Source organism: Lentzea aerocolonigenes (assembly GCF_000974445.1).
GTDB classification, from domain to species: Bacteria; Actinomycetota; Actinomycetes; order Mycobacteriales; family Pseudonocardiaceae; genus Lentzea; species Lentzea aerocolonigenes.
This window is the reverse complement of record NZ_BBOJ01000019.1, coordinates 166,046-191,237: the sequence shown is the minus strand read 5'-3', so window position 1 is coordinate 191,237 and position 25,192 is coordinate 166,046. Positions and strand designations below refer to the sequence as shown.

Below are 25,192 nucleotides of genomic sequence, written 5' to 3'. Positions count from 1 at the left end.
CCCTCATCTCACTCCGGGATGAGGCCCCAGCTGGAGGGAACGGCAGCAACGATGCGACGGACAACCCTCGTGACCGCCATGGCGACGGGTGTCGCCCTCGTGCTCACCGCCTGTGGAGGCGGTGGATCGAGCAGCAGCGGATCCGACTCGGGCGAAGTGACCTTCTGGGACACCAGTGGCCCCAACGAGAGCCCCGTGTTCAAGAAGATCGCGGAGGCCTGCGCCACCAAGGACGGTTACAAGGTCAAGACCGAGACCGTCGCGTTCGACCAGGCGCTGAACAACTACAAGACCGCCGCGCAGGGTGGTCAGGGACCGGACGTGTTCCGCTCCGAGGTCGCCTGGGTGCCGCAGCTGGCGAAGAACGGCCTCGTCGCCGACCTGAGCGACACCGACCTCGCGAAGGACACCGGCGACTTCCTCGAGGTCCCGCTGGGTTCCACGAAGTACGAGGGCAAGTCGTGGGGCGTCCCGCAGGTCACCGACTCGCTCGCCCTGCTGTACAACAAGAAGAAGCTCGCCGACGCCGGCGTCACGCCGCCGAAGACGTGGGACGAGCTGAAGGCCGCGTCCGCGAAGCTGGGCGGCGAGAAGTCGTTCTTCCTCAACAACGACGCGTACTACGCGCTGCCGTTCATCTACGGCGCGGGCGGCGACCTGGTCGACGCTCAGGCGAAGAAGATCGTGGTCAACTCCGCGGAGAACGTGAAGGCGCTGCAGACCGCCAAGGGCCTGCTCGACGCCAAGGCCGCTGCCACCGCGCTCGACCCGACGAACTCCTACGCGAACATGCAGGCCGCGTTCTCGTCCGGTGACGCCGCCATGGTCATCAACGGTCCGTGGGCCGTCGCCGACTACCTCAAGGGCGCCGCGTTCTCCGACGCGTCGAACCTCGGCATCGCGCCGGTCCCCGGTGACTCCGCCGGCAAGGGCAGCGCGCCGGTCGGTGGCCACGACTACGTGATCCGCCAGGGCACCAAGGCCAAGCAGTCCTCGATCAAGTTCATCCAGTGCATGAGCTCGGCCGACTCGCAGGCCCAGGTCGCCAAGGAGCTCGGCCTCCTGCCGACCCGCAAGTCCGCGTACAGCAACGCCGACGTGAAGGCCAACGCCGTCGTGTCCGCGTTCGAGCCGGTCGCCAAGGCCGCGCACGCCCGGCCGTGGATCCCCGAGGGCGGCCAGCTGTTCGACCCGCTGAAGATCGCCTACGCCGACGTCCTCGCCGGCAAGAAGGAAGCCAAGGCGGCGCTCGACGAGGTCGCCAAGGCCTACAAGGACACCGTCGTTCCCGAGTACTCCGTCGGCTGATTCCTGATCGGGGTGGCCGGGTCTCCGGCCACCCCTTAGTCGGAGGGAGAGATCGGTGCGCCGGTTCTTGGAACGGCACTGGTACGCGTACGCGATGGTCCTGCCTGTCGTGGTGGTCATCGCAGTGTTGGTGCTCTACCCGCTCGCGCAGGGCGTGTTCTTCACCTTCACCAACATCAACGAGGCCAACATCGCGAACCCGGTGCTCGACCGGCCGGCGACGTACGAGGGCGTTGGTTTCAAGAACTACCTGAACGTGCTGTCCGGCGACGCGTCGTACGGGGCGTTCTGGGGCACGCTGGTCCGCACGCTCATCTGGACGTTCGGCTGCGTGTTCTTCCACTACACGATCGGCCTCGGCCTGGCGCTGCTGCTCAACCGCCAGGTGAAGGGCCGCACGCTCTACCGCGTCCTGCTGATCCTGCCGTGGGCGGTGCCCGCGTTCATCAGCGCGTTCGCGTGGAAGTACATGTTCAACGCGCAGTACGGGATCATCAACCAGTTCCTGCGCTCTCTGGGGCTTCCGGACCCGGTGTGGCTCGGCCAGTCCAACTGGGCGCTGCTCGCCGTCATCATCGTGAACGTCTGGCTCGGCGTGCCGTTCCAGATGGTCGCGCTGCTCGGCGGTCTGCAGTCCATCCCCGGCGATCTCTACGAAGCGGCCGAAGTGGACGGTGCCACGCCGTGGCAGCGCTTCGTGCACGTCACGTTGCCCGGCCTGCGTTCGGTGTCGTCGACGGTGATCCTGCTGGGCATCATCTGGACGTTCAACATGTTCCCGGTGATCTACCTGATCGCGGGCCCGAACCCGAACACGCGCATCCTCGTCACGTACGCGTTCGAGCGGTTCTTCTCCGGAGCGTCCCGCGACTACGCCATCGCGTCGACGTACGGCGTGCTGATCCTTTCCGTGCTGCTGGTCTTCGCCACGGTCTACCGCCGTGCGCTGCGTTCGCAAGGCGAGGTGTGGTGATGACGCTCGACGCAACGTCGTTGCAGGTGGTCAAGGCCACCGACCGCAGGCTCAAGCGCGCGGAGCGGTCCAAGCTCGCCTCGTTCGGCCTGCACGCCGCGCTGATCACCGCGTCGGTCATCGCCGTGTTCCCGGTGTTCTGGGTGCTCGTCACGTCGTTCAAGCCGGACGCCAAGGCCGTCGAGACGACGCCGAAGCTGTTCAACGAGTCCTCTTTGGACAACTACGGGCGGATTCTGGACGGGGAGAAGGGCGACTTCCTCTCCTGGTTCGGCAACTCGGTGCTCATCGCGCTGCTGACGACGGTCATCGCGGTGTTCCTGTCGGCGACGACCGGGTACGCGGCCTCCCGCTTCCGGTTCCCCGGCAAGCGATCCCTGATGTGGATGTTCCTCGTCGTGCAGATGTTCCCGTTCGCGGTGCTGATCGTGCCGCTGTACAACATCCTGCTGACGCTCGGGCTGCAGGGACTCTCGATCGGCCTGGTGCTCGTGTACTGCACGACCGCGGTGCCGTTCTGCACCTACATGCTCAAGGGCTACTTCGACACGATCCCGTCGGACATCGACGAAGCCGGTCGCGTGGACGGACTTTCGCCGTTCGGCGTGTTCTGGCGGCTGATCATGCCGCTGGCCAAGCCGGGTCTCGCGGTGACGTCGTTCTACGCGTTCCTGACGGCGTGGGGCGAGGTCGCGTTCGCGTCGGCGTTCCTGTCGGCGGCGGACGAGTCGAAGACGCTGGCCGTCGGCCTCCAGGTGTTCGTGCAGCAGAACCGCACCGAGTGGGGGCACCTCGCCGCCGCGTCGATCCTGGTGGCGATTCCCGCCGTGATCGTGTTCTACCTGGTGCAGCGGTTCCTGGTGACCGGGCTGTCGTCCGGCGCCGTGAAGGGTTAGTTCGTCCCGTCGTAGCGCAGCCTGGCCTCGTCGACCTGGGTCAGGTTGCGCTTCGACCACTCGGCGAGGTTGTGGAAGATCGGCGCGAGACTGCGCCCCAGCTCGCTGATCTCGTACTCCACCCGCGGAGGAACCTCCGGGTGGTAGGTCCTGGTGACCAGGCCGTCGCGCTCCAGCTGCCGCAGCCGCTGCGTCAGCACCTTCGGCGTGATCGTGCCGATCCGCCGCTCCAGCTCGACGAACCGCTGGCGGCCGTACTGGTTCAGCGTCCACAGGATCGGTGTCGTCCAGCGACTGAAGACGAGGTCGACGACGGGCGCGATCGGGCAGGCCAGCTCCGGTACGGGCTCCACGGGTAGTCACTTTCCTCTAGGTACCTACTAACTTCACGATGTTAGCTTTCCTCGCGATACCGAATCAACGGCTGAGGAGAAGCTCGTGATCGTGGTGACTGGGGCTACCGGCAACGTGGGACGCCCGCTGATGGAGCTGTTGGGGGACAAGGCTCTCGGGGTGTCGCGTCCGCAGGTGGATCTCGCCCGGCCGGAGACGCTCGAACCTGTCGTCGACGGTGCCGAGGCGCTGTTCCTCTTGTTCGGCGGTGAGCTGCTCGGGCCGGACACCGACATCGCCGGACTGCTGGACGTGGCCAAGGCCGGCGGGGTGCGGGGCGTGGTGCTGTTGTCGTCGCAGGGGGCAGGGACGCGGCCGGGCATGGTGCCGCACTCGCGGTTGGCGTCGTTCGAGGAGGCCGTGCGGCAGTCGAGTCTGGAGTGGACGATCCTGCGGCCGAGCGGGTTCTTCACCAACGCCTACGCGTGGGCCGGCGGGATGGCCGCGGCGCCGTTCGCGGACGTGGCGCTGCCGTTCGTCGACCCGGTGGACATCGCTGCCGTTGCCGCCGCGGCTTTGCAGGGCGGTCACGAGGGGCGGACGTACGTGCTGACCGGGCCGGAGGCGATGACTCCGCGGGAACGGGCGAAGGCGCTGTCGTTGCCGTTCGCCGAGCAGTCCGTCGAGGAGGCTCGGGCGCAGATGTCGCAGTTCATGCCACCGCCCGTGGTGGAGGGGACGCTGACCATCCTGGGATCGCCGACGGCAGAGGAGCAGCAGGTCAGCCCGCACGTGGAACAGGTGACCGGCCGGCCAGCCACCCGGTTCGCCGACTGGGCTGCCCGCAACGCCGGAGCCTTCTGAAACGTAAGCGCTTACGTTCGCCAACCCTGGAACGTAAGCGCTTACGTCTGTTCCCGTAAGCGCTTGCAATCCCTAACGTCGCGCCCAGACAAGGTGAAAGGTGCGTCACATGGCTGAGGTGTCCTACGTCAAGGCGTCGCGGGTCTTCTCCGGCAACCCGCCGGTCCGCGCGGTCGACGAGCTGTCCCTTGAGGTCAGCGACGGCGAGTTCCTGGTGCTGGTCGGTCCGTCCGGTTCCGGCAAGTCGACCGCGCTGCGCATGCTCGCGGGCCTCGAGGACGTCGACGAGGGCGCCATCCACATCGGTGGCAAGGACGTCACGAACGTGCCGCCGAAGGGCCGGGACATCGCCATGGTGTTCCAGTCGTACGCGCTCTACCCGCACATGACGGTCGCGGAGAACATGGGCTTCGCGCTCAAGCTCCGCGGTGTGCCGAAGACCGAGATCAAGGCGAAGGTCGAAGAGGCCGCCAAGATGCTCGACCTCACCAAGTACCTGGAGCGCAAGCCGAAGGCGCTGTCCGGTGGTCAGCGGCAGCGTGTCGCGATGGGTCGCGCCATCGTGCGTGAGCCCTCCGTGTTCCTCATGGACGAGCCGCTGTCCAACCTGGACGCCAAGCTGCGCGTCGAGACCCGTGCGAACATCGCGGCCCTCCAGCAGCGCCTGGGCACCACGACGATCTACGTCACGCACGACCAGGTCGAGGCCATGACGATGGGCCACCGCGTCGCGGTGCTCAAGGACGGTCTGCTGCAGCAGTGCGACACGCCTCGCGCGCTGTACGACCGCCCGGCCAACGCGTTCGTCGCGGGCTTCATCGGCTCGCCGGCCATGAACCTCAAGACCGTGCCGATCACGTCGGAGGGTGCGAAGCTCGACGGCGTCATCGTGCCGCTCTCCCGTGCCGCGCTCGACGCCGCCGGCGGTCTGGACGAGGTCACCTTCGGCATCCGGCCCGAGGCGCTCGGCATCGTGCCGTCGGGTGAAGAGGGCATGGAGATGACCGTCGAGCTGGTCGAGGAGCTCGGTGCCGACGCGCTCGTGCACGGCGCCGTGAAGATCGGCGACTCGTCGCAGCGCTTCGTGGTCCGCGTCGACGGCCGCACGCCGCCGACCCTGGGTCAGCACGTCAAGGTCGCCGTGCGCGACCACAGCGAGATCCACCTGTTCCACCCCGAATCGGGCGAGCGCCTGGAGGCGTGAGTCACACCTGAAAGCCCCCGGCGTGACCGCCGGGGGCTTTTTCGTGTCGTAAACTGAACTCGACAACGGTTTCCATTACCTGATCGAGGGACGGCGTGATGACTCTCCGCAACGCTCTGGTCGGCGCACTCGCCGTCGTGAGCCTGGCCGCGTGCGGTACGGCCACCCCTGCTTCGGACAGCGGAAAGATCAAGGTCGTGACCTCCACGAACGTGTGGGGCAGCGTGGTCCAGGCCGTCGGTGGCGACGCCGTCGAGGTCAAGGCGCTGCTGGACGACCCGAGCGCCGACCCGCACTCGTACGAGAGCAAGCCGGCCGACGCCGCGCTGGTCAAGGACGCCAAGCTGGTCGTCTTCAACGGCGGCGGCTACGACGACTTCTTCGCCAAGCTGATCACCAGCGACGCCACCAAGAAGGTCGAGGCGTTCCCGCTGCGCGACGACCACTCCAAGCCGCAGACCGGGACGCCGGACGCCGACGGCCACGACCACAGCGTGAACGAGCACGTCTGGTACGACCTGCACACCGTGCGCGCGGTGGCCGAGGCGGCCGCGAACGAGCTCGGTGCCATCGCGCCGGACAGGAAGACGACGTTCGAGAAGAACACCGCGGACTTCAGCGCGAAGCTCGAGGAGCTCGAGAAGAAGGTCGACGGCATCGGCAAGGGCAAGAAGGTCGCCGCGACCGAGCCCATCGCGCACTACCTGCTCGACGAGACCGGTGCCGAGGACGTCACGCCCGAGGCGTTCAGCAAGGCGATCGAGGAGGAGTCGGACGTGCCGGCCGCCGCGCTCGCGGAGATGAACAAGCTGGTCGAGGGCAAGCAGATCAACGTGCTGGTGGAGAACACCCAGACCGAGAACCAGGTCACGAAGCAGGTCGTCGAGAAGGCCAAGACGGCGGGCGTGCCGGTCGTTCAGGTCACCGAGACGCTGCCCGCGGGTGTGACCGGCTACCTTGACTGGATGAGCAAGCAGGTGGACGCGCTCGCGCAGGCGCTCAAGGCATGACCGCGATCTCGCTGCGCGGGGCACGCCTGTCCTACGGGGACAGGGTGTTGTGGGACGGGCTCGACCTCGACGTCGAGCCCGGTGAGTTCCTCGCGGTCCTGGGCCCGAACGGGTCCGGCAAGACCAGCCTGATGCGGGTGCTGCTGGGGTTGCAGCCGCTGTCGTCGGGCACGGTGACCGTCGCCGGCGGCAACCAGGCCGTCGGGTACATCCCGCAGCAGCGAGCGCTCGACCAGTCCATGACGTTGCGCGGCCGGGATCTCGTCGGTCTCGGCCTCGACGGCGCCCGCTGGGGCCTCGGCCTGCGTCACCGCCGTGAGCGCAGGATCCGCGTCGACGCGGCCATCGAGTCCGTCGGCGCCACCCGGTACGCGGACGAGCCGATCGGTCTGCTGTCCGGTGGTGAGCAGCAACGGCTGCGCGTCGCGCAGGCGCTCGTCGGCGACCCGACGGTGATGCTCTGCGACGAACCCCTGCTGTCGCTCGACCTCGCGAACCAGCGCGTGGTCTCCGAACTGATCGACAAGCGCCGCCGCGAAGCCGGCACCGCGGTCCTGTTCGTCACGCACGAGCTGAACCCGGTGCTGCCGCTCGTGGACCGCGTCCTCTACCTGGTCGGCGGCAGGTTCCGCGTCGGCACCCCGGACGAGGTCATGAACTCCCGCACGCTGTCCGAGCTGTACCGAACGCCGGTCGAGGTCGTGCGGGTGCGCGACCAGATCCTGGTCGTCGGCGCGGGTGCCTGCGAGGAGCAGACCCACCACCTGGCTTCCGAGGCGGCGTCGTGACGATCTTCGATCTGCTCGAGCTCGACTTCGTGCAGACCGCGTTGATCGCGGCCGCCGTGCTGGGACTCGTCGCCGGCGTGCTCGGCCCGTTCATCGTGACCCGCAAGATGGCGTTCGCCGTGCACGGCACGAGCGAGCTCGCGTTCACCGGTGGTGCGGCGGCCCTGCTGCTCGGCATCGGCGTCGGGTACGGCGCGCTGGCCGGCTCGATCTTCGCCGCGGTGCTGCTCGGCGTGCTGTCGCGCCGCGAGAGCGACCGCGACTCGGTGATCGGCGCGATCCTCGCGTTCGGGCTGGGCATGGGGATTCTCATGCTCGCCCTCTACAAAGGACGGGCTGCCAACAAGTTCGGGCTGCTGACCGGGCAGATCGTCGGGGTCGACTCGACTGATCTCACGCTGTTGGTTGTTTCGTCGGTGGCTGTGCTGGCCGTGCTGGCGTTCATCTACCGGCCGTTGTTCTTCGCGTCGGTTGATCCTGATGTGGCTGTCTCGCGCGGGGTTCCGGTGCGGGGGCTGTCGATCGTCTTCGCTGTGCTGGTCGGTGTGGCTACTGCGTTGTCGGTTCAGGTTGTCGGGGCGTTGCTGGTGTTGGCGTTGATGATCACGCCGGCTGCTGCGGCTATGAGGGTTACTGCTTCGCCGTTGCGGGCTACGGTGCTTTCGGTTGTGTTTGCCGAGGTTGCGGCGGTTGGGGGGATTTTGTTGTCGCTGCAGCCTGGGTTGCCGGTTTCTGCTCTCGTCACGGCGGTGAGCTTTGTGATCTACCTGGTTTGTCGTGGGGTTGGGGCGGTTCGGCGGGCCGCCTGATGTGGGGTGGGTGTTGTTGGCCGGTGATTGTTGGTCGGTGATTGTGGGTCGGTTGCGTCGCCGTGTTCGGTGCCGGTTTCAAGCTGGGGGCTCTGCCCTTACCCCGCCAATCTGATCAAAGACCGGCCAGCGCCGTCTGCGGGTTGATGGCACGCCTGTTGCTTTCGGCGGCTTGCGGTTGCGTTGGTGGTGCGGTTCGGGCGGTGTGGTCCCGTCCCAAGCCGTACCAGGAGCTGGTCACACCCGAGGGGAGAGGTCAAGTCGCGAAAAGCGTGCGACTTGACCTCTCCCCTCGGGCGCGACAAGAGCTGTGGCACGACTCGTGACGGGACCACACCGCCGGAACCTTGCGGTTTCAAGCCAAGACTGCTCGCCTTCGGCCTCGCCTTGAGGGCGCGCCTTCGGCGCTGGCGCTCAGGCCGTGCGCGAGGTGATTGGCTTTGTGATGTCGTCTTGGCGTGGCGTTGGCATCAGGCGCGGCGGAATGTCCAAGCCCGCTACTCGGACCTGGTTGCGGCCGTTTTCCTTGGCCTTGTAGAGCGCTGCGTCTGCCGAGTGCTGGGCTGTGGCCATGTCCGGGCCGTTGTCGGGGATCACCGCTACGCCGATCGAGGCGCTGATCGCCTGTAGTTCCACGCCCTCTGGTTCGGTGGGCTGGATTTCGCGGCCGTAGAGAGTGACGACGTTGCGGTGCTTGTCCGTGGTGGGGACGGCCAGGGAGCCGATGGCTTCGCGGATGCGTTCGGCGATCGTCACGCCTTGGGCCACTGGGGTGTCTTTCAGGGCCACCACGAATTCCTCGCCGCCGTCCCTGCCTGCCACGTCGCCTGGGCGGAGTTTTTCGCGGAGGATTCGGCCCACTTCGGCCAGGACCGCGTTGCCTGCTGGGTGGCCCCAGGTGTCGTTGATGCGCTTGAAGTGGTCCAGGTCGATCACCAGGACGGTCATGGGTTCGCCGTCCAGGCGGCAGCGTTCTGCCAGTCGGCCCGCGTATTCGGCCAGGCCGTTGGTGTTCAGCAGGCCCGTTCGGTAGTCGGTGTGGGCGTCTGCTGCCAGGCGCTGGTGGAGTTGTTCCTGTTCTCGGAGCAGGCGTTCGAGGTGGGTGCGGCGTTCGCCTGCTCGGGAGAGGAGGGCGTTCACGAGGATCACCGGGACGACCAGGAGCAGTGGGCCGACCCAGTGGGAGGTCATGAGCATGCCCAGCATGGCGCCGGCGCCGAGGGTGCTCATTTCGAGCATGTTGTCGACCTTGGAGCCCAGGAAGTCGAGGACCTTCGAGTTCGGGGTGACGATCTTGAAGGCGACTGCGACGGTCATGACCTGGACGAACCAGTAGAGGACTGCGGTGATGGCCAGTATCAGGACCAGGCCCAGGTCTGTCGGGACGTTGCCCGTCGCGGCCAGGGAGACACCTGAGAGGTGGACGAGGGTCCACGAAAGGAGGGTGCTGGCCAGCATGGAGGCCGTGCCGAAGACGAAGCGGTAGGGCTGGCGGCGGGCGATCGGCTGGATCAGGATGCGCATCCAGATCGTGGCGATCACTGCCAGGCCGCCGGGGAGGGCCACCGCTGCCGCGAAGGTCCAGACCGAGGTCAGGTCGATGTGAGGGCCCGAGGCCTCCTTGCGGCGGGCCTCTTCTGCTCGGCGGACGATCGTGAGGTGGATCGTGATCGCGGCGATGAGCGCGCCGAAGCGGAGCCAGTCGGAGTTGTCGACCGAGGTCAGTCTTGTTAGCAGCCAAATGGACGCAACGGCTACGGCTGCTTCGAGCACGAAAAAGTACGCGATCGCACTAGGCGCAACGGTCCAAAGGTCCCAGTTGCGAATCGGAGTCAAGCCGAGTGCCCGCGATCGCCTGCGATCAGTCAAACTGTTCTTCACCACGACCCCCTACGCTCATGGCACTTCATGAGCTAAGCCGCCGCTGACCAGGTCGTAGACCACCACGCTGCTGCTCGTCGCAACGAGGAGGTGTCCTTCCATGCGCAACCGTGACTTCTGAACGCCGCCTCTCGTCGACCGGACTTCAATCGTGCATCTAGATCGTCCTGGTGCCTCTAAGACGGATATCGCTATTGGTGACCGTTCTGTTTCAGATTGCCACCGCCTTCGTGTCGTTGCGACCTCGAGCACGTCGCCAGGCGATGGTGGCTTGTGTTGCCAGCAGCAGTCCGATACCGCCCGCTCCCGCGATCGTGGCCGTGACCGAGCCGATCGAATGGGCGACGACACCGGCCAGCGCCATTCCTCCGCCCTGGCTCGAGCGCAGTGCAGCGCGCCCAATGCCATAAGCCCTTCCTCGGTACTGGTCGGGTAGCAGTCTCATCCAAGCCGAACGAGCGGGTGTGTGATAGGCCCCGCCTATACCGGCGATCACCAGCAGAACGATCGTCCAGGTCAGGTTCGGGTTGAACGCGAACATGATCAACGGCGCCAGCGACAGGATCGCCAGGGGGCCGATCAGCCGTTCTCGCTTCGCCGGATCGCGCACGAGACGGAACAGCAGCGCCACACCCAGCACGTTCGCCGCGGGTTCGATGGCGAGGATCAGGCCCACCGCCCAGACCGCGTTCAGGCTCGCCGCCAGTGGCACCGCCAGTCCTTCGGGGACCATCGCCAGGCCGGCCAGCAGCCGGACGCCCAGCAGTGTCCTCAATCGCGGCTCGGTGACCATCAGGGTCAGCGCGCCGCGCGGCTCGTCGTCCTTCTTCTTGCGGCCCAGCGGATCCGCGGCCGGACGGTGCTTCACGGACGTCTGCACCAGGATCGCCAGGACGGCGAACGTGACCGCGTTGATCGCGAGCGCCACGCCGGGATTGGTGCGGGCGACGAGGAAGCCCGCGGCGGCCAGACCCGCCATCTGGGCTATGTCGACGGACGTGCCGAACAGCGCCACGCCGTCGTCGTAGCGCTTGGCCGGCAGTACGTGCGGAAGGCTCGCCTCCTGGGCCGCGAGGTACGGCGAGGAGATCGCCAGCACCACCACCAGCAGCACGATCATCGCCCACAGCGGCATGCCGGGAATGGCCATCGCGCCCATGAGCACCGCTTGTGACCAGGCCGTCGTCACCATCACCGTGCGTCGCGGGAACCGGTCGGCGACCCAGCCGAGCAACGGGCCCGAAATCAGCGGCGGGAAGAGCGTCAACGACCAGGTGAGAGCGGTCCACGCAGCGGATTGTGTTCGTTCGAATACGAGCAGTGACAATGCGACTGCTGCGAGTTGGTCACCGGCTGTCGAAGCGGTCGAACCGATCCACATGGCGCGGAACTCACGCAAACCCACCAGCTCGCGGAGGGCGCCACGGGTCGTCATACGGCTCCTCGGCGCGCCGCGGCCCGCGCGCGACGAATCGGCACGTCCCGATTCGCTCTACGCCGAGTCACGTCGCCCCCGCCGGTAGTAATCAATTTCTATCGACAATCACGGTAGAAGCTGCCTGACCGTTCAACGTCTGTCCTACCACAGTGTGTACCTAAACGGAGCAGGCTGGTTACCTAAAGTAGTTACAATAGCGAAACGTAGAGCTGATCTTCTTCACAGTTGACCTCGGGTTCGCCTGATTGGACCCCAAATGGTCACGCTTTGTGTCAGCCGGTGCCAAACGGGTGTCACCCGCTCGGCCAAGCGGTGCAACCCGCTCCGACTCCTGCCCGGCAGAACTGGTAATTGGCGAACGAGACGACCGTACCCGCGCTCGGGAGCGGCGCGGAATAGGGCACGCCGTTTGTCATCCGGGGCACCTGCGAGGTGTTGGCAAGAAGCCGAGTTCACAGTTTCCCGCCCGTGAAAGCTGAACCGGTTTCGCGGGCGGGAAAACGATCACTAACGTCGGTGAATGGTCGCGCTCAGCGTCGCGAAGCAGCCGATAACGTCAGGCGTGATCAGCCTTTGGCGACGATCCGGCGACGCCGTGCGACCTCGGCCAGCACGACACCGGCGGCGACCGACGCGTTGAGCGACTCGACGCCCGTGGCCATCGGGATCGACACGGTCTGGTCGCAGGTCTCCTTGACCAGACGGCCGAGGCCGCGGCCCTCCGAGCCCACGACGACGACCAGCGGGCCCGTCGCTAGATCCAGACCGTCGACGTCCACGTCACCGTCGGCGTCGAGGCCCACGATCATCAGGCCCGCTTCCGCCCAGTCGCGCAGCGTGCGGGTCAGGTTCGTGGCCATCGCGATCGGCAGCCTGGCCGCCGTGCCCGCGCTGGTCCGCCACGCCACCGCCGTCATCGACGCGCTGCGCCGCTGCGGCAGCACCACGCCGTGCGCACCGAACGCCGCGGCGGAACGCACGACGGCACCCAGGTTGCGCGGGTCCGTCACGCCGTCCAGCGCCACCAGCAGCGGCGGCTCGCCGGCGCGCTGGGCGATCTCCAGCAGCTCGTTCGGGGTCGCGTACTCGTACGGCGGCACCTGCAGGCCGAGGCCCTGGTGCATCGCGCCGCCGGTGATCCGGTCGAGCTCACCGCGGGCGACCTCCAGCACGGAGATGCCCCGGTCGGCCGCCAGGCGCACGGCCTCGGCCACGCGGTCGTCAGCGTCGATGCCCAGCGCCACGTACAGCGCCGTCGCCGGCGTGCCCGCGCGCAGGCACTCCACGACGGGGTTGCGGCCCGCCACGGTCTCGGCCTGGGCCTTCTCGGTCTTCTGGCGCCGCTGCGTCTTGACCGCCTCGGTCTTCGCGACGGCCTTGGCCCGCTTGTAGGCGGGGTGGTTCGGGCGGTCCGACGCCTTCGGGGTCGGACCCTTGCCCTGCAGGCCCTTGGACTTCTGTCCGCCGGAGCCGACGACCGCGCCCTTCTTCGAGCCCGGATTGCGCATCGCGCCCTTGCGCTTGGAGTTGCCAGCCACGGAAGTCAGTCGTCCTTCAAAGTCCACTGCGGACCGTCGGGGGTGTCCTCGACGGCGATGCCCGCCTCCAAGAGCTGGTCGCGCAACGCGTCAGAGCGTGCGAAATCCCTGCTCTTGCGGGCTTCCTGGCGCTCGACGAGCAGCCGATCAACCAGCGTGGTGAGTGCCTGCCGCATGCCGAGGTCGGCAGACGACTGGTCGTTCCACTTCGGCGACAACGGGTCGACGCCGAGGATGTCGGCCATCCGGCGCACGCACTCGGCCGCTTCGAGGGCCTTGTCGTGGTCGCCGTCGGCGAGTGCCGTGTTGCCCTGGCGCACCTTGTTGTGCAGTGCCGCCACGGCTTGAGGCGTGTTCAGGTCGTTGTCCATCGCAACGACGAAGTCTGCGTCGAATGCCTCTCGGCAGATGTCGCCCGCGAGCTGGACCTGCCCGACGCGCTCGGCGACGCGGCGCAGGAACGACTCGATGCGCCCGTACGACGTCACCGCCTCCTGCAACGCCTCTTCCGAGTACTCGATGTGCGAGCGGTAGTGCGGCGCCACCAGGTAGTACCGCAGCTCCTGGGCTCTGACCTTCTCCAGCATCACCGGGATGGACACGGTGTTGCCGAGCGACTTGGACATCTTCTCGCCGGAGAACGTCACCCAGTAGTTGTGCATCCAGTAGTTCGCGAAGCCGTCACCGGCCGCGCGCGACTGCGCCTGCTCGTTCTCGTGGTGCGGGAAGATCAGGTCGATCCCACCGCCGTGGATGTCGAACGTGCTGCCGAGGTACGCCGTGGCCATCGCCGAGCACTCGAGGTGCCAGCCGGGCCTGCCGTTGCCCCACGGTGTCGGCCAGGACGGCTCACCGGGCTTCGCGGCCTTCCACAACGTGAAGTCGCGGGGGTCGCGCTTGCCGCGCACGGCGGTCTCGCCCTGCTCCACGGCGTCGAGCTTCTGGCCGGACAACGCGCCGTACTCGGGAAGCGAGCGCACGTCGAAGTAGACGTCACCGTCGACGTCGTAGGCGTGGCCCTTGTCGATCAGCCGCTGCATCAGCTCGACCATCTGCGTCACGTGGCCGGTCGCCCGCGGCGCGTACGACGGCGGCAGGCAGCCCAGCGCGTCGTACGCCTCCTCGAAGGCGCGCTCGTGCGTGTACGCCCACTCCCACCACGGCCGGTCGTGGTCGGCGGCCTTGGTGAGGATCTTGTCGTCGATGTCGGTGACGTTGCGGACCAGCGTCACGTCGGCACCGTCACGCGCCAGCCACCGACGCAGAACGTCGAAGTTGAGGCCGCTGCGGACGTGACCGATGTGCGGGATGCCCTGCACGGTCGCCCCACACACGTAGATCGACGCCGTTCCGTTGACCTGCGGGTGGAACTCCCGCATGGACCGGCTCGCGGTGTCGTAGATGTGGAGGCTCACACGGGAATGGTACGGGCCACATCCAAAAGAGCAGTCGGGCGGTCACTCGTCGGAACCGGATTGACGAGGCGGAAGGCGCAGCCGATGGCCTCCGCGCCGCCGTCCGCCTCCTCGCTGTCGCCGACCATCACCGCGTCGCGCGGGTCGACGCCCAGCCGTTCGCAGGCGGTGGTGAAGATCTTCGGGTCCGGCTTGATGACGCCTTCCTCGTAGGAGAGCACGAACTCGTCCACGAGGTGCGTCAGCCCGAACCGCTCGAACACGGGCCGGATGTCCCAGCCGATGTTGCTGACGACCGCGACGGGGACGTCGGTGAGGTGCGCCAGCGCGGCCTCGGTGTCCGGGTAGGGCTGCCACGACTCCGCGTCGATCAGCTGGTCGTAGAGGCCCTCGGCGTTGGCCACGTTCGAGTCGTTGAGCACCCGGACGTGCACCCAGCGGTGGACGTCGGGGTCGAGGTCGCGGCGGTACCACGCGTCGACGAGCTCGGGGTCCATGTCGTCGGCGATGCCGACCGGGGCGGTGAGCGCACGCATCAGGTCCGCGTTGGACGCCAGCTCGGGGTGTTCGAGCCGGAAGAGCGTGCCGGAGAAGTCGAAGAGCGCGGCGCGGATCGTCACGCCCTCGACTCTACGTGGTCTGGACCTTTTTGAGCTCTGCCTCGACCTCGGACGAGTCGTAGTCGATGGTCAGCGTCAGGTCGCCGGCACCTCGCTGGGCCGCGGCGGCGAAGTGTTCGACGAACTCGTCGATCTGCTTCAACGGCTGGTCCGCGAGTTTCGCGGTGGCCTCGTAGAGCGCGCGGTGGCGGTCGGGCGTCGTCGTGCCGCGCAGGTCGGCGGCCCAGTCGAGCAGGTCCTCGTAGTTCTTCACGAACCTCGTGGCCAGGAGCCGGACCTTGTCCGCGTTGCCTGCCTGTCCCGCCGGGCCGAACGCCCATTGCTGCTTCTGCGGCGAGAGCACGTCCTGGACGGCGTTCAGGATCTCGTCGAACTTGCGGGTGCGAGCGGTGAAGTAGTCGATCGCGTCGGTGTCCGAGCTGAGCGAGCGCACGTTGTCCGCGAAGCCCATCTCGTGGTTGAGCTTCTTGTCCTCGAGGCCGCGCATGCTCTGCCGCACGATGTCGGTGAACGTGCGGTACTCCCAGCCTGCCTCGGGCGGGCCGACCTCGATGCCGACCTTCTTCGCGAGCATCTCGGCGAGCTGGCGCGGAGTGAATTCCTTCAGGTCGAGGTAGCCGATGCTGGGGCGCAGACCGGGGACGGGCGTGGCGTCGAAGCGGACGGGCAGCACGTACGGCTTGTGCGGGTCGTGCAGGCCGCGGGCCAGCGCGGAGCGGCGCTCGTGGATCGTCCAGATCTTCCGCACGTAGTCCTTCGAAACGAACATCACGCAGAAGCGCGAGTCTTCGCGGTAGACCTTGTCCAGGTACTCGGTGAGCTCCTCGCCCAGGAGCTCGTGCTGCCGCTCGTTGTCGTAGAAGTAGCGCAGTCCCAGATCCTTGAGGTGGTGCGCCACCTCTTCCACGTAGGCGCGGTCCTCGCCGGCGAACGACAGGCAGATGTCGTACTTGGTCACCGTGTGGATGTTAGTGGCGGGAACCACAGTGCTGTCGCCGGAGTTGTCCAGGTATGAGCCTGGGGTTCCTGTTCGCGATGTCGCTGCCCGCGTTGGTGGTGGCGTTGTTCGTGCTCGCGGTGGTCGAGCGGTTCGCGCGCAGGAAGAAGGGCACGCCGATCGCGGCGGCGGGTTTCGGCGAGCTGGGCGCCACGTTCGAGGCGGGCAAGCGCGACGAGCTCGAGTACCGCAAGGAGGAGCGGCAGCTGCGCGACGAGGAAGGTGACGGGGCACCGCCGCGAAGCCGGGTGGATCTCGACGGCGGCACGGCTGTGATCAAGGTGCCGGAGCAGCGGCTGCCCAGTTAGGCGTTGCTGATCAGCAACGCGGTGGCGATCGCCGCGATGCCTTCGTTCCGCCCGGTGAGGCCGAGCCCGTCGGTCGTCGTGCCGGCCACCGAAACCGGGCCGCCCACGGCCTCGGAAAGCGTTTTCTGAGCTTCTTCCCGGCGCTTGCCGATGCGCGGCTCGTTGCCGATCACCTGCACTGTGGCGTTTCCCACATGGAAACCGGCCTCCTCGATCAGGCGGCGCACCTCCGTGAGCAGGACCACGCCGTGCGCGCCGGACCAGCGCGGATCGGACGTGCCGAAGACCGCGCCCAGGTCGCCGAGGCCCGCCGCGGACAGGAGTGCGTCACACAGCGCGTGCGAGGCGACGTCGCCGTCCGAGTGACCCGCGCACCCGTCCACGCCCTCCCACAGCAGTCCGGCGATCCAGCATTCGCGACCTGCTTCGATCGGGTGGACGTCGACGCCCTGGCCGATCCTCACTGCTGGCCTCCGCAGAAAAGTGCCTCCGCGACGGCGAGGTCGAACGGAGTGGTGATCTTCATGGCGTGCGCGTGTCCGGGAACCGTGTGGACCTCGCCACCGTTCTGTTCTACAAGACCCGCGTCGTCAGTCGCGGCAACAGCGGCGCTGTAGGCGGCTCTGAGAGTTTCGGCGCGGAATCCCTGCGGGGTCTGGACGACCCGCAGACCGGCTCGGTCAGGTGTGGAGACGACCACTCCGACCTCGTTCACCTGCTTGATCGTGTCGGCGACCGGAAGCACCGGGATGACGGCGTCGTGCCCGTCGCGCACAGCGGCCACGACGCCCGCGATGACCTCGGGAGGGGTGAAAGCACGGGCCGCGTCGTGCACCAGCACGATCGAGGTGTCCGGAATCACGCGGAGCGCGTGTTCGAGGGCGAGGCGCACCGAATCGGTGCGTTCGGCGCCCCCTGAAAGCACGTGCACCGCCCCGCCGGCGGGGGCCAGCGAGGCGGTTGCGGTGTGCACTTGATCCACATCGGACGGTGGAGCGGCGATGACGACGTGCTGAACCTGGCCTGACGCGAACAGACCTTGAACGGCACGGGTCAAGAGCGGTACTCCGTCGACCGGCACGAGCGCCTTGGGCATCCCGTAGCCCAGACGCTCACCCCGCCCTGCCGCAGGCACGAGCGCGACAACACTCATGTTGCGACTTTGTCCGATGCTCTGTGTTTTGTGTTGAAAACTAGGACGCGAGAACTTCGTCGAGGAGAACCTCGGCCTTGTCCTCGTCGGTGCCCTCGGCCAGCGCCAGCTCGCTGACCAGTATCTGCCGAGCCTTCGCCAGCATTCGCTTCTCACCGGCGGACAGCCCGCGATCCTTCTCGCGCCGCCAGAGGTCGCGCACCACTTCCGCAACCTTGTTCACGTCGCCGGAGGCGAGCTTCTCAAGGTTGGCCTTGTACCGCCGAGACCAGTTGGTCGGCTCCTCGGTGTGGGGAGCACGCAAGACCTCGAAAACCCGGTCGAGCCCTTCCTGGCCGACAACGTCGCGCACGCCTACGATCTCGGCGTTGTCGGCGGGAACCCGAACGGTGAGGTCGCCCTGCGCCACCTTGAGAACGAGGTACTTCTTCTCCTCGCCCTTGATCACGCGGGTCTCGATTGCTTCGATGAGAGCGGCACCGTGGTGCGGGTAGACGACGGTCTCTCCGACCTTGAAAACCATGTGTCCTCTGCCCCTTTCGCTTCCTCCATCCTAACACGTCCGGCAACCCTTCCCGCGCAGGTCGATGATCCGTTAGTGCTGGTCAGGGCCGTGTGGGGGGTTGACAAACCACCTGTTTGCGTGCAACGTACGGGCTTGTCAAGATCGATTGGCACCACGTCGCGTCCCCATTCCGGGCCCCGGTTAGGCTCTTTGCCTGGTGGTTGTTCCCTAGGAAGGACGCTGGAGCCGTGAACTCAGGAGTGTCTCGCCGGTTGATCGTGACGGCAGCGCTGGCCGCGGGCCTCGGCCTGGTGGCGGTCGGCTGCAGCGCCGGTCAGGTCACCCAGACCGACACCCAGGTCGCCGCCGTGGACGGTGCGAGCGGAAACGCGGGCCCGATCGCGGTGCGCAACGTCATGCTGGCGTTCCCGCCGGACGGCAACCGCTACCACGAGGGCGACGACGTGCCGATGACCTTCGTCATCGCGAACGGGGGCGAGACCCCGGACAAGCTGCTGTCGATCAAGTCCGACGCCGCCGAGGGCGAGGCCGAGATCGTGGGCGGCAAGGACATCCCGGCCCGGTACGCGCTGCAGGCGGAGTACGACGCCTCGAAGGCCCCGACGAAGACCTCCGCGCCTTCGTCCTCCGCGCACGCCTCCTCGTCGTCGCACTCGCCTTCGTCGACCTCCGGTGCTCCGTCGTCGACCTCGGGCGCGCCTTCGTCGACCTCTGGGGCTCCGACCACGACCACGGGCGCTCCGTCGTCGTCCACCGGCTCGCCGTCGTCCTCTGGCCGCCCGTCGGGCTCGTCCGTCGCGCCGACCTCTTCGTCGGCCGCGATCCCGGACGACCTCGAGGTGCTGAAGGTCCGCTGCACGCTGAAGAAGGTCAACCGCGACATCGTGGCGGCGCAGACCGTGAAGATCACGTTCCTCTTCGAGAAGGCCGGTTCGGTCACGATCGAGGTGCCGATCGCGCCGTCCGAGCACAAGCGCGTGAGCGAGGGCCACGAGACCGCGGGCCACTGAGTTTTCGGCCGCTGCTTCGCAGACGGCGGCGAGTTCGTCTTCAGGTCGGTCGTCCGGCCACCGCTTCGGGCCGAATCGTCTCCGGCGGTTGACCCGAAGAGGCGACCGGACGACCGACACGAACTCGCAGGACAGTGAAAACGCCGCTCCCTCATCGTGAGGGGGCGGCGTTTTCGGTTTCTCAGGTCACGCGGCCTTGAGCATCGGGCGGAACCGGTCGCGGTAGGCCCACGCCAGGCCGATCTCCGCGGCGACCACGAGCAGCGCCACGACGGTTCCGCTGGGCTCCAGGAACACGTGGAACAGGAAGATGTTCACGACCATCGGGGCCAGCATCGCGAGCGCCAGCGGCACGAACCGGCCGACGACCAGCAGCACGCCGGAGACCAGCTGGACCGCGGACGCGAGCTGCAGCATGTAGCCGGTGGCGTAGAGGGCGGCGCTGAACGCGACGCCTGCCGGCGCCATCGTGCTGGGGTCCGGTGCGGGCATGAACATCAGGAAGCCGTTCAGGCCGGTCGTGGCGAACAGCAGGCCGGTCAGCACGCGGGTGACGACGGTGGCGTAGCGGCCGAGGGCGAACTTGCGGGTCTGGGTCGCGGTTGCGGTGGTCACTGTGTCCTCCAGGCTGTCGTGTCCTTCCACTGATGCGTCGAACGGGCTGCGGGGTGGATCGACAAACCGTCGAGAAAAATCTTGGAAAGTTTCTGGGTGTGGTCTGACCTGGGCCTTCGCGTTTCTGTCGGTGGCGTCCTCTAACGTTCGCGTCGTGGCGAAGACAGCGCGGCCGATCTTCCGGTGTGCCGAGTGCGGGCACGAGCTGGCGAAGTGGTTCGGCCGCTGCCCCGAATGTCAGACGTGGGGCAGCATCGAGGAACGCGGCACGGCGTCGGTGACGCGCGTCGTGGCCGGCGCGCCCACGTCGGCGGCCCGGCCGATCGGCGAGGTCGACATCGAGTCGGCGCGGGCGCTGACGACGGGCGTCAGCGAGTTCGACCGCGTGCTGGGCGGCGGACTCGTGCCGGGCGCGGTCGTGCTGCTGGCGGGCGAGCCGGGCGTGGGCAAGTCGACGTTGCTGCTCGAGACCGCGCACCGCTGGGCCGAGTCGCACGGGCGCTGCCTCTACGTCACGGGTGAGGAGTCGGCGGGTCAGGTGCGGCTGCGCGCCGAACGCACCGGCAACCTCCACCCCGAGATGTACCTGGCGGCCGAGAGCGAGCTCAGCGCGTTGCTGGGCCAGGTCGACCAGGTGAAGCCGTCGATGCTGATCGTCGACTCGGTGCAGACCATGTCCACGGTGAGCGTCCAGGGCACGCCCGGCGGCGTCACGCAGGTGCGAACCGTCGCGGCGGGCCTGATCGCGATGGCCAAGGAGCGAGGTCTGCCGGTCGTGCTCGTCGGCCACGTGACCAAGGACGGATCCGTGGCGGGGCCGCGGGTCCTGGAGCACCTCGTCGACGTCGTGTTGCAGTTCGAGGGCGACCGGCACTCGTCGCTGAGGCTGCTGCGCGGCATCAAGAACCGCTACGGCGCGGCGGACGAGGTGGGCTGCTTCGAGCTGCGCGACGACGGCATCGTGGGCGTGCCGGACCCGTCGGGCCTGTTCCTCACGCGCCGCGAGAAGGCCGTGGAGGGCACCTGCGTCACGGTGATCGTCGAGGGCAAGCGACCGATGCTGGGCGAGGTGCAGGCCCTGGTGGCCAAGACGAACCTGCCCGCACCCCGCCGTGCCGTCAGCGGCCTCGACTCGGCGCGGATCTCGATGGCGCTGGCGGTGCTGGAGAAGCGCGGCAAGGTCAACCTGTTCCAGAAGGATGTCTTCACCGCGACCGTGGGCGGCATGCGGCTCGTGGAACCCGCCGCCGACCTGGCCGTGGTGCTGGCGGTGGCCTCCGCGGAACGGGAGATCGCCCTGCCCGCCGACCTGGTGGTGCTCGGCGAGGTGGGACTCGCCGGCGAGATCCGCCGGGTCAACGGCGTCGGCAAGCGGCTCACCGAGGCGGCCCGGCTGGGCTTCAAGAAGGCACTGGTGCCACCGGACCACGGCCCGCTGCCGGACGGGGTGCGGGCGCTGGTGGCGAACGACCTGGTGTCGGCGTTGGAGGTGCTGGGGCTGAACCGGCGGATGCGGGCGGTCAAGAACGAGGACGAGTGAGCGGCCGCGCTGACGCGGAGGGTTCGGCAGGGGAGGCGTTGGGCCGCGCCGGATGCGGGCCGTGAGGGAACGGATGGGCTGAGTTGCTCTCCCGTGCGGCGGCGTGCGCGGGGTGCTGGGTGCTGGGCCTGAATCGGCGAGTGCGCGTGGTCGAGAGCGAGGTTGAACGAGCTGTCGCGCCATGCGGTCGCGCTGGTGCCAGGTGCCGTGTGCTGGGCGGTGGAGGCGTGGGGCCTGCACCGGCGGATGCGCGTGACCACCGATGACTGAGCTGCTGCGCCGCGCCGCCGCCCTCGTGCCCGCCGACGCGCGCAGCGATGCCGGGTGCTCCGCCGCGGATGTCCTCGAGTACCTCGACCAGGACGAGTGGGAGTTCGCGCTCGACCTCCTCGGCGACTTCGACGGCATCGCCTGGCAGACCCCGGAGTACTGGAAGCTGCTGGCGGCCGCCGCCGAGGAGATGTACCTACCCTCCGCGTGGTTCCACTGGCGCGGGGCCGAGACGCGGAACGGTCTGATCCGCGTCGACCTCCAGCTGGTGCCCGGCGCCCGGAAGACGCCGATCTCCGGCGCGGGTGTGCTGCGGCCGCTGTGGGACGTCGGTGGCGGTGACCTGCGGACGGCCAGGATGTGGGTCGAGTCGAAGCCTGAGCTCGAGCCCGGTGGTCGTGCGGTGGTGAGGCTTCTGCCGCTGTCGCCTGAGGCGTGGCGCCACCTCGCCGAAGGGGACGTGATCACCATGCACGAGGCGCCGCCTGTGGCCGGTGAGGCGACCGTGATCCAATATCACGGGTGTTGGGGAGACACGACCGCGAGATAGGCGAGTTGTTGCGGTTCGCCGCGCGCATGGTGCCGGCGGAGGTGCAGAGCGAGGACGTGCTCGACCACCTCGACCACGAGGAGTGGGAGCTCGTGCTCGAGCTGCTGGGCGAGTTCGGCGGCAACACCTGGCAGACACCGCGTTACTGGGCCCTGCTGGCCGAGGCGGCGGTTCAGATGGAGGCGGACGAGGCCTGGTTCCAGTGGCGGTGCGTGGAGTCGATCCAAGGGCTGCTGCGGGTCGAGCTGGTGCTGTCGCGCGACGCGGAACCGTTGCAGGCCAGGGGAGAGCGGCCCACGTGGGACCTCACGGGCAACGACCGGAGGGTGGCCGCGCTGTGGATCGAGTCCAAGCCCGTGCTGGGGCCTGGTGAGCGCGCTACGGCACGGTTGCGGCCGTTCGTGCCTCCGGCGTGGGTGCACCTCTTCAAAGGCGACGTGATCGCGTTGGAGGGCAGTTCGCCGGGCACCGCGCGGATCATCGAGAAGGTGCCGCCGTCACGGCCGTGAGGCCACATCCACGACCGCTGAAGAAGCACCGCCTGAAACGCACGCGGGGCGCTTTCGCACTCTCCTGGAGTACGGAAGCGCCCCGCGTGCGGTCAGATCACTGCGAGAGCAGCTGCGCGCACCGGATCAGGCCCAGGTGCGAGTACGCCTGCGGGTGGTTGCCCAGCGAGCGCTCCGCCACCGGGTCGTACTCCTCGGGCAGCAGGCCGGTGGGGCCCGCGGCCGCGACGATCTGGCCGAACAGCTCCTCGGCCTCGGTGCGGCGGCCGGTCAGCAGGTAGGCCTCGATCATCCACGCCGCGCACAGGTGGAAGCCGCCCTCGTCGCCCGGCAGGCCGTCGTCGCGGTGGTAGCGGTACACGGTCGAGCCGGACCGCAGCTCCGCCTCGATGGCGGTCACCGTCGACTGGAAGCGCTCGTCGGTCGGGTCGATCAGACCCGACAGGCCGACGAACAGGGACGCCGCGTCCAGGTCGTCGCCGTCGTAGGCCGTCGTGAACGACTGGACCTCGTCGTTCCAGCCGTTCTTCAGCACGTCTGTGGCGATCGTGTCGCGCAACGGCACCCACGACGGGTCCAGCGCGCGGCCGAACTGCTCGCCGAGCTTGATCGCGCGGTCGATGGTCAGCCAGCACATGACCTTCGAGTACACGTGGTGGCGCGGCGCGTGCCGCTCCTCCCAAATGCCGTGGTCGGGCTCGTGCCAGCGCCGCGAGACGGCCTCGGCCATCGCCTGGACCATCGCCCAGTCGTGGTCCGACAACGAGCCGCGCGCGGACGCCAGCTGCACGACCAGGTCGACGACCGGGCCGAACACGTCGAGCTGCACCTGCTGGTTCGCGAGGTTGCCGACGCGGACCGGACGCGAACCCGCGTAACCCGGCAGCGTGTCGATCACTGCCTCGGCGCCGAGCTGGGTGCCGTGCAGCGTGTACAGCGGGTGCAGGCGCTCCGGGCCCGGGATGGTCTCCAGGACGCCGTGCAGCCACGCCAGGAAGCCGTCGGCCTCCGCGTACGAGCCCACGGACACCAGGGCGGCGGCGGTCATCGCGCCGTCGCGCAGCCAGCAGTAGCGGTAGTCCCAGTTGCGGACGCCGCCGAGCTCTTCCGGCAGCGACGTGGTGGCCGCGGCCATGATCGAGCCGGAGTCCTTGTGCACCAGGCCGCGCAGCGTCAGCGCCGAGCGCAGCACCAGGTCCGTCTGGACCGTCGGCAACCGGAGGCCCGCCGCCCAGTCCGACCAGTAGCCGGCCGCGCGGTCACGGCGCACCGACTCCGGTGAGGCGTGCTCGGAGATGTCGTCGGTGCCGCAACGCAGCTCCAGCAACACCGGCGCGCCCTCGCGCGGGCGGACCACGGCGCGCGCGGTCTCCTGCACGCCGTCGGAGGTGATCTCCCAGTCGACGCCCGGCGACCGCAGCACCATCGGGTCCGAGGTGCCGACGACGCGCAGGCCGTCGCGCTCGCGGATGAAGCGCACCGGCACCTGGCCGAACTCCGGCCGCGGCGCGAACGTGATCACCGCGTTGGTCGAGCCGGAGATCCGGCGCACCAGGTCCGTGCGGTGCGACGCGAGGTCGTGCTCCAGGTAGTCGGTGACCAGGAGCCGCGACCAGCGGGTCTCGACGATCATCGTGCCCGGCAGGTAGCGCTGGCCCAGCGGCAGCGAACCGTGCTCCGGCTTGATCGAGAAGTGGCCCGCGGCCGGGCCGCCCAGGAGGTCGGCGAAGATCGCGGCCGAGTCCGGTTCCGGGTGGCACAGCCAGTTGATCTTGGCGTCCGGCGTGACCAGCGCGACCGAACGCTCGTTCGCGAGCATGGTCAGCCGCTCGATCGGCATGGCCTGGTCGCCGTGCAGCCACGCCCGGCGCTCCTCCAGGAGGAACGCCAGCACGGTGGCGACGTCGGCCGGGTCGCTCACGTAGTGCTCGGCGAGCGACTCGCCGGCACCGACGCGGATGCCCAGGTCGGGGCCGGACAGGCGGGCGAACGCCTTCTCGTCCGTCACGTCGTCGCCCAGGAAGATCGCCGCGGTGGCGCCGACCTGGTGACGCAGGATGTCGAGGGCGTGGCCCTTGTCGGTCTCGACGACGGCGAGCTCGATGACGGCCTTGCCCTCGGTGACCTGCACACCTTCCCAGGTGCACGGGCCGGAGCGGACGGCGTCGAGCACCGCTTCGCCGATGGCCTCGCTCGCGGCACGGCGCACGTGCACGGCGACGGAGGCGGGCTTGACCTCGAGGTGCACGCCCTCGCGGCCGTCGACGATATCTTCGAGCTCGGCTTCGATGCGCCGCAGCAACGCCTTGGCGCCTGCGTCGAGCGCGTGGACGAAACCGACGTCGAACTCGGAGCCGTGCGAGCCCACCAGGTGGACCTCGCCCGGCAGTCGGGAAAGGGTGGCCAGATCGCGCAGCGCCCGGCCGGAGATCACGGCTGAGGTGGTCTCGTGCAGGCTCGCGAGCGAACGCAGCGCGTTCACCGACTCCGGCAGCGGGCGGGCCTGCTCCGGGTCGCTCACGATCGGCGCGAGTGTTCCGTCGTAGTCGCTGGCGACCAGCAGTCGCGGGGTGCGGGCGATCTGGCAGATGGCTCTGCGCAGTTCGGCGGGGAGGGCCTCGGCGGTCAACGCCCCTC

Annotated in this window: 25 protein-coding genes; 13 read left to right on the top strand and 12 right to left on the bottom strand. The window is 68.3% G+C overall.

Annotated elements, in window-relative coordinates; genetic code table 11:
- Window positions 1-51: 51 nt before the first annotated feature.
- The 3 genes from AOM45_RS33990 to AOM45_RS33980 are packed head-to-tail and all read left to right on the top strand — an operon-like array spanning window position 52 to window position 3,177.
- Window positions 52-1,308 (top strand): extracellular solute-binding protein, encoded by a 1,257-nt coding sequence (locus AOM45_RS33990; RefSeq protein ID WP_030471028.1) that lies wholly within the window; start codon window positions 52-54, stop codon window positions 1,306-1,308.
- Window positions 1,309-1,363: 55 nt separating this feature from the next.
- Window positions 1,364-2,281, top strand: coding sequence for a carbohydrate ABC transporter permease (locus tag AOM45_RS33985; protein ID WP_030471027.1), 918 nt, complete (start codon window positions 1,364-1,366; stop codon window positions 2,279-2,281).
- Window positions 2,281-3,177 carry a sugar ABC transporter permease gene (locus AOM45_RS33980; RefSeq protein WP_030471026.1) on the top strand — a complete coding sequence of 299 codons (897 nt, stop codon included), beginning with the start codon at window positions 2,281-2,283 and terminating at the stop codon, window positions 3,175-3,177. The genes AOM45_RS33985 and AOM45_RS33980 overlap by 1 nt, the downstream gene beginning before the upstream one ends.
- Here the strand turns inward: AOM45_RS33980 and AOM45_RS33975 are convergent.
- Window positions 3,174-3,530, bottom strand: coding sequence for a winged helix-turn-helix transcriptional regulator (locus AOM45_RS33975; protein ID WP_030471025.1), 357 nt, complete (start codon window positions 3,528-3,530; stop codon window positions 3,174-3,176). The two genes, AOM45_RS33980 and AOM45_RS33975, sit on opposite strands and share 4 nt — an antisense overlap.
- A gap of 85 nt (window positions 3,531-3,615) precedes the next feature.
- Here AOM45_RS33975 and AOM45_RS33970 point away from each other — a divergent pair, with 85 nt between their 5' ends.
- The 5 genes from AOM45_RS33970 (at window position 3,616) to AOM45_RS33950 (ending at window position 8,185) form a co-directional block, all read left to right on the top strand.
- Entirely contained in the window at window positions 3,616-4,374 is a 759-nt protein-coding gene (locus AOM45_RS33970) for an SDR family oxidoreductase (protein WP_030471024.1), read from the top strand.
- 109 nt (window positions 4,375-4,483) lie between these two features.
- The gene (locus tag AOM45_RS33965) at window positions 4,484-5,578 is read left to right on the top strand and encodes an ABC transporter ATP-binding protein (protein ID WP_030471023.1); all 1,095 of its coding nucleotides are present in this window, start codon (window positions 4,484-4,486) and stop codon (window positions 5,576-5,578) included.
- Between the two features lie 98 nt (window positions 5,579-5,676).
- Window positions 5,677-6,588, top strand: a complete 912-nt coding sequence (locus AOM45_RS33960; RefSeq protein WP_030471022.1) for a metal ABC transporter solute-binding protein, Zn/Mn family — start codon at window positions 5,677-5,679, stop codon at window positions 6,586-6,588.
- A complete protein-coding gene (locus tag AOM45_RS33955) occupies window positions 6,585-7,376 on the top strand; it encodes a metal ABC transporter ATP-binding protein (protein WP_030471021.1) in 792 nt (263 codons plus the stop codon). Before AOM45_RS33960 ends, AOM45_RS33955 begins: the two co-directional genes overlap by 4 nt.
- 29 nt (window positions 7,377-7,405) lie before the next feature.
- A complete protein-coding gene (locus AOM45_RS33950) occupies window positions 7,406-8,185 on the top strand; it encodes a metal ABC transporter permease (protein ID WP_236703921.1) in 780 nt (259 codons plus the stop codon).
- A gap of 414 nt (window positions 8,186-8,599) precedes the next feature.
- On the opposite strand, the gene AOM45_RS33945 is transcribed toward AOM45_RS33950, so the two are convergent.
- From AOM45_RS33945 to AOM45_RS33920, 6 genes are all read right to left on the bottom strand, one after another.
- The gene (locus AOM45_RS33945) at window positions 8,600-10,066 is read right to left on the bottom strand and encodes a GGDEF domain-containing protein (protein ID WP_059362840.1); all 1,467 of its coding nucleotides are present in this window, start codon (window positions 10,064-10,066) and stop codon (window positions 8,600-8,602) included.
- Window positions 10,067-10,277: 211 nt separating this feature from the next.
- Window positions 10,278-11,447, bottom strand: a complete 1,170-nt coding sequence (locus AOM45_RS33940) for an MFS transporter (RefSeq protein WP_236703926.1) — start codon at window positions 11,445-11,447, stop codon at window positions 10,278-10,280.
- Between the two features lie 623 nt (window positions 11,448-12,070).
- Complete coding sequence (gene rlmB / locus AOM45_RS33935) at window positions 12,071-13,042, bottom strand: 23S rRNA (guanosine(2251)-2'-O)-methyltransferase RlmB (protein WP_030471017.1); 972 nt, start codon at window positions 13,040-13,042, stop codon at window positions 12,071-12,073.
- Between the two features lie 5 nt (window positions 13,043-13,047).
- Window positions 13,048-14,457 carry a cysteine--tRNA ligase gene (gene cysS, locus AOM45_RS33930; RefSeq protein WP_030471016.1) on the bottom strand — a complete coding sequence of 470 codons (1,410 nt, stop codon included), beginning with the start codon at window positions 14,455-14,457 and terminating at the stop codon, window positions 13,048-13,050.
- Complete coding sequence (locus AOM45_RS33925) at window positions 14,454-15,077, bottom strand: HAD family hydrolase (RefSeq protein WP_030471015.1); 624 nt, start codon at window positions 15,075-15,077, stop codon at window positions 14,454-14,456. The genes cysS and AOM45_RS33925 overlap by 4 nt, the downstream gene beginning before the upstream one ends.
- Window positions 15,078-15,087: 10 nt before the next feature.
- Window positions 15,088-16,035 carry a toll/interleukin-1 receptor domain-containing protein gene (locus AOM45_RS33920; protein ID WP_051784281.1) on the bottom strand — a complete coding sequence of 316 codons (948 nt, stop codon included), beginning with the start codon at window positions 16,033-16,035 and terminating at the stop codon, window positions 15,088-15,090.
- 53 nt (window positions 16,036-16,088) lie between these two features.
- On the opposite strand from AOM45_RS33920, the gene AOM45_RS33915 reads away from it, so the two are divergent.
- On the top strand, window positions 16,089-16,382 hold the full coding sequence (locus AOM45_RS33915; protein ID WP_051784280.1) for a DUF6191 domain-containing protein: 294 nt from the start codon (window positions 16,089-16,091) through the stop codon (window positions 16,380-16,382).
- Here the strand turns inward: AOM45_RS33915 and ispF are convergent.
- From ispF to AOM45_RS33900, 3 genes are read right to left on the bottom strand one after another with little or no spacing between them, the layout of a single operon-like run.
- The gene (gene ispF, locus AOM45_RS33910; protein ID WP_030471012.1) at window positions 16,379-16,846 is read right to left on the bottom strand and encodes a 2-C-methyl-D-erythritol 2,4-cyclodiphosphate synthase; all 468 of its coding nucleotides are present in this window, start codon (window positions 16,844-16,846) and stop codon (window positions 16,379-16,381) included. The two genes, AOM45_RS33915 and ispF, sit on opposite strands and share 4 nt — an antisense overlap.
- Window positions 16,843-17,535, bottom strand: a complete 693-nt coding sequence (gene ispD, locus AOM45_RS33905) for a 2-C-methyl-D-erythritol 4-phosphate cytidylyltransferase (protein ID WP_030471011.1) — start codon at window positions 17,533-17,535, stop codon at window positions 16,843-16,845. Before ispD ends, ispF begins: the two co-directional genes overlap by 4 nt.
- A 40-nt stretch (window positions 17,536-17,575) precedes the next feature.
- Entirely contained in the window at window positions 17,576-18,058 is a 483-nt protein-coding gene (locus tag AOM45_RS33900; protein WP_030471010.1) for a CarD family transcriptional regulator, read from the bottom strand.
- 230 nt (window positions 18,059-18,288) lie between these two features.
- Between AOM45_RS33900 and AOM45_RS33895 the strand changes: the two genes are divergently transcribed.
- On the top strand, window positions 18,289-19,071 hold the full coding sequence (locus AOM45_RS33895) for a hypothetical protein (RefSeq protein ID WP_156094178.1): 783 nt from the start codon (window positions 18,289-18,291) through the stop codon (window positions 19,069-19,071).
- Between the two features lie 186 nt (window positions 19,072-19,257).
- On the opposite strand, the gene AOM45_RS33890 is transcribed toward AOM45_RS33895, so the two are convergent.
- Entirely contained in the window at window positions 19,258-19,686 is a 429-nt protein-coding gene (locus tag AOM45_RS33890; protein ID WP_030471008.1) for a DoxX family membrane protein, read from the bottom strand.
- Between the two features lie 154 nt (window positions 19,687-19,840).
- Between AOM45_RS33890 and radA the strand changes: the two genes are divergently transcribed.
- From radA to AOM45_RS51245, 3 genes are all read left to right on the top strand, one after another.
- Complete coding sequence (gene radA / locus AOM45_RS33885) at window positions 19,841-21,226, top strand: DNA repair protein RadA (protein WP_030471007.1); 1,386 nt, start codon at window positions 19,841-19,843, stop codon at window positions 21,224-21,226.
- A gap of 262 nt (window positions 21,227-21,488) precedes the next feature.
- Window positions 21,489-22,046, top strand: coding sequence for a hypothetical protein (locus tag AOM45_RS33880; protein ID WP_035912291.1), 558 nt, complete (start codon window positions 21,489-21,491; stop codon window positions 22,044-22,046).
- Window positions 22,019-22,555, top strand: a complete 537-nt coding sequence (locus AOM45_RS51245) for a hypothetical protein (RefSeq protein ID WP_156094177.1) — start codon at window positions 22,019-22,021, stop codon at window positions 22,553-22,555. Before AOM45_RS33880 ends, AOM45_RS51245 begins: the two co-directional genes overlap by 28 nt.
- Before the next feature lie 97 nt (window positions 22,556-22,652).
- Here AOM45_RS51245 and otsB read toward each other — a convergent pair whose 3' ends face one another.
- Window positions 22,653-25,184, bottom strand: coding sequence for a trehalose-phosphatase (otsB, locus tag AOM45_RS33870; RefSeq protein ID WP_030471004.1), 2,532 nt, complete (start codon window positions 25,182-25,184; stop codon window positions 22,653-22,655).
- Window positions 25,185-25,192 lie beyond the last annotated feature (8 nt).

What these genes read in the sequence shown, in the direction of transcription:
- AOM45_RS33990 (WP_030471028.1), top strand. Translation starts at nt 52, where the DNA reads ATGCGACGGACAACCCTCGTGACCGCCATGGCGACGGGTGTCGCCCTC.
- AOM45_RS33980 (WP_030471026.1), top strand. Translation starts at nt 2,281, where the DNA reads ATGACGCTCGACGCAACGTCGTTGCAGGTGGTCAAGGCCACCGACCGC.
- AOM45_RS33965 (WP_030471023.1), top strand. Translation starts at nt 4,484, where the DNA reads ATGGCTGAGGTGTCCTACGTCAAGGCGTCGCGGGTCTTCTCCGGCAAC.
- AOM45_RS33960 (WP_030471022.1), top strand. Translation starts at nt 5,677, where the DNA reads ATGACTCTCCGCAACGCTCTGGTCGGCGCACTCGCCGTCGTGAGCCTG.
- AOM45_RS33955 (WP_030471021.1), top strand. Translation starts at nt 6,585, where the DNA reads ATGACCGCGATCTCGCTGCGCGGGGCACGCCTGTCCTACGGGGACAGG.
- AOM45_RS33940 (WP_236703926.1), bottom strand. Translation starts at nt 11,447, where the DNA reads ATGTGGATCGGTTCGACCGCTTCGACAGCCGGTGACCAACTCGCAGCA.
- AOM45_RS33915 (WP_051784280.1), top strand. Translation starts at nt 16,089, where the DNA reads ATGAGCCTGGGGTTCCTGTTCGCGATGTCGCTGCCCGCGTTGGTGGTG.
- ispD (WP_030471011.1), bottom strand. Translation starts at nt 17,535, where the DNA reads ATGAGTGTTGTCGCGCTCGTGCCTGCGGCAGGGCGGGGTGAGCGTCTG.
- AOM45_RS33900 (WP_030471010.1), bottom strand. Translation starts at nt 18,058, where the DNA reads ATGGTTTTCAAGGTCGGAGAGACCGTCGTCTACCCGCACCACGGTGCC.
- AOM45_RS33880 (WP_035912291.1), top strand. Translation starts at nt 21,489, where the DNA reads ATGACTGAGCTGCTGCGCCGCGCCGCCGCCCTCGTGCCCGCCGACGCG.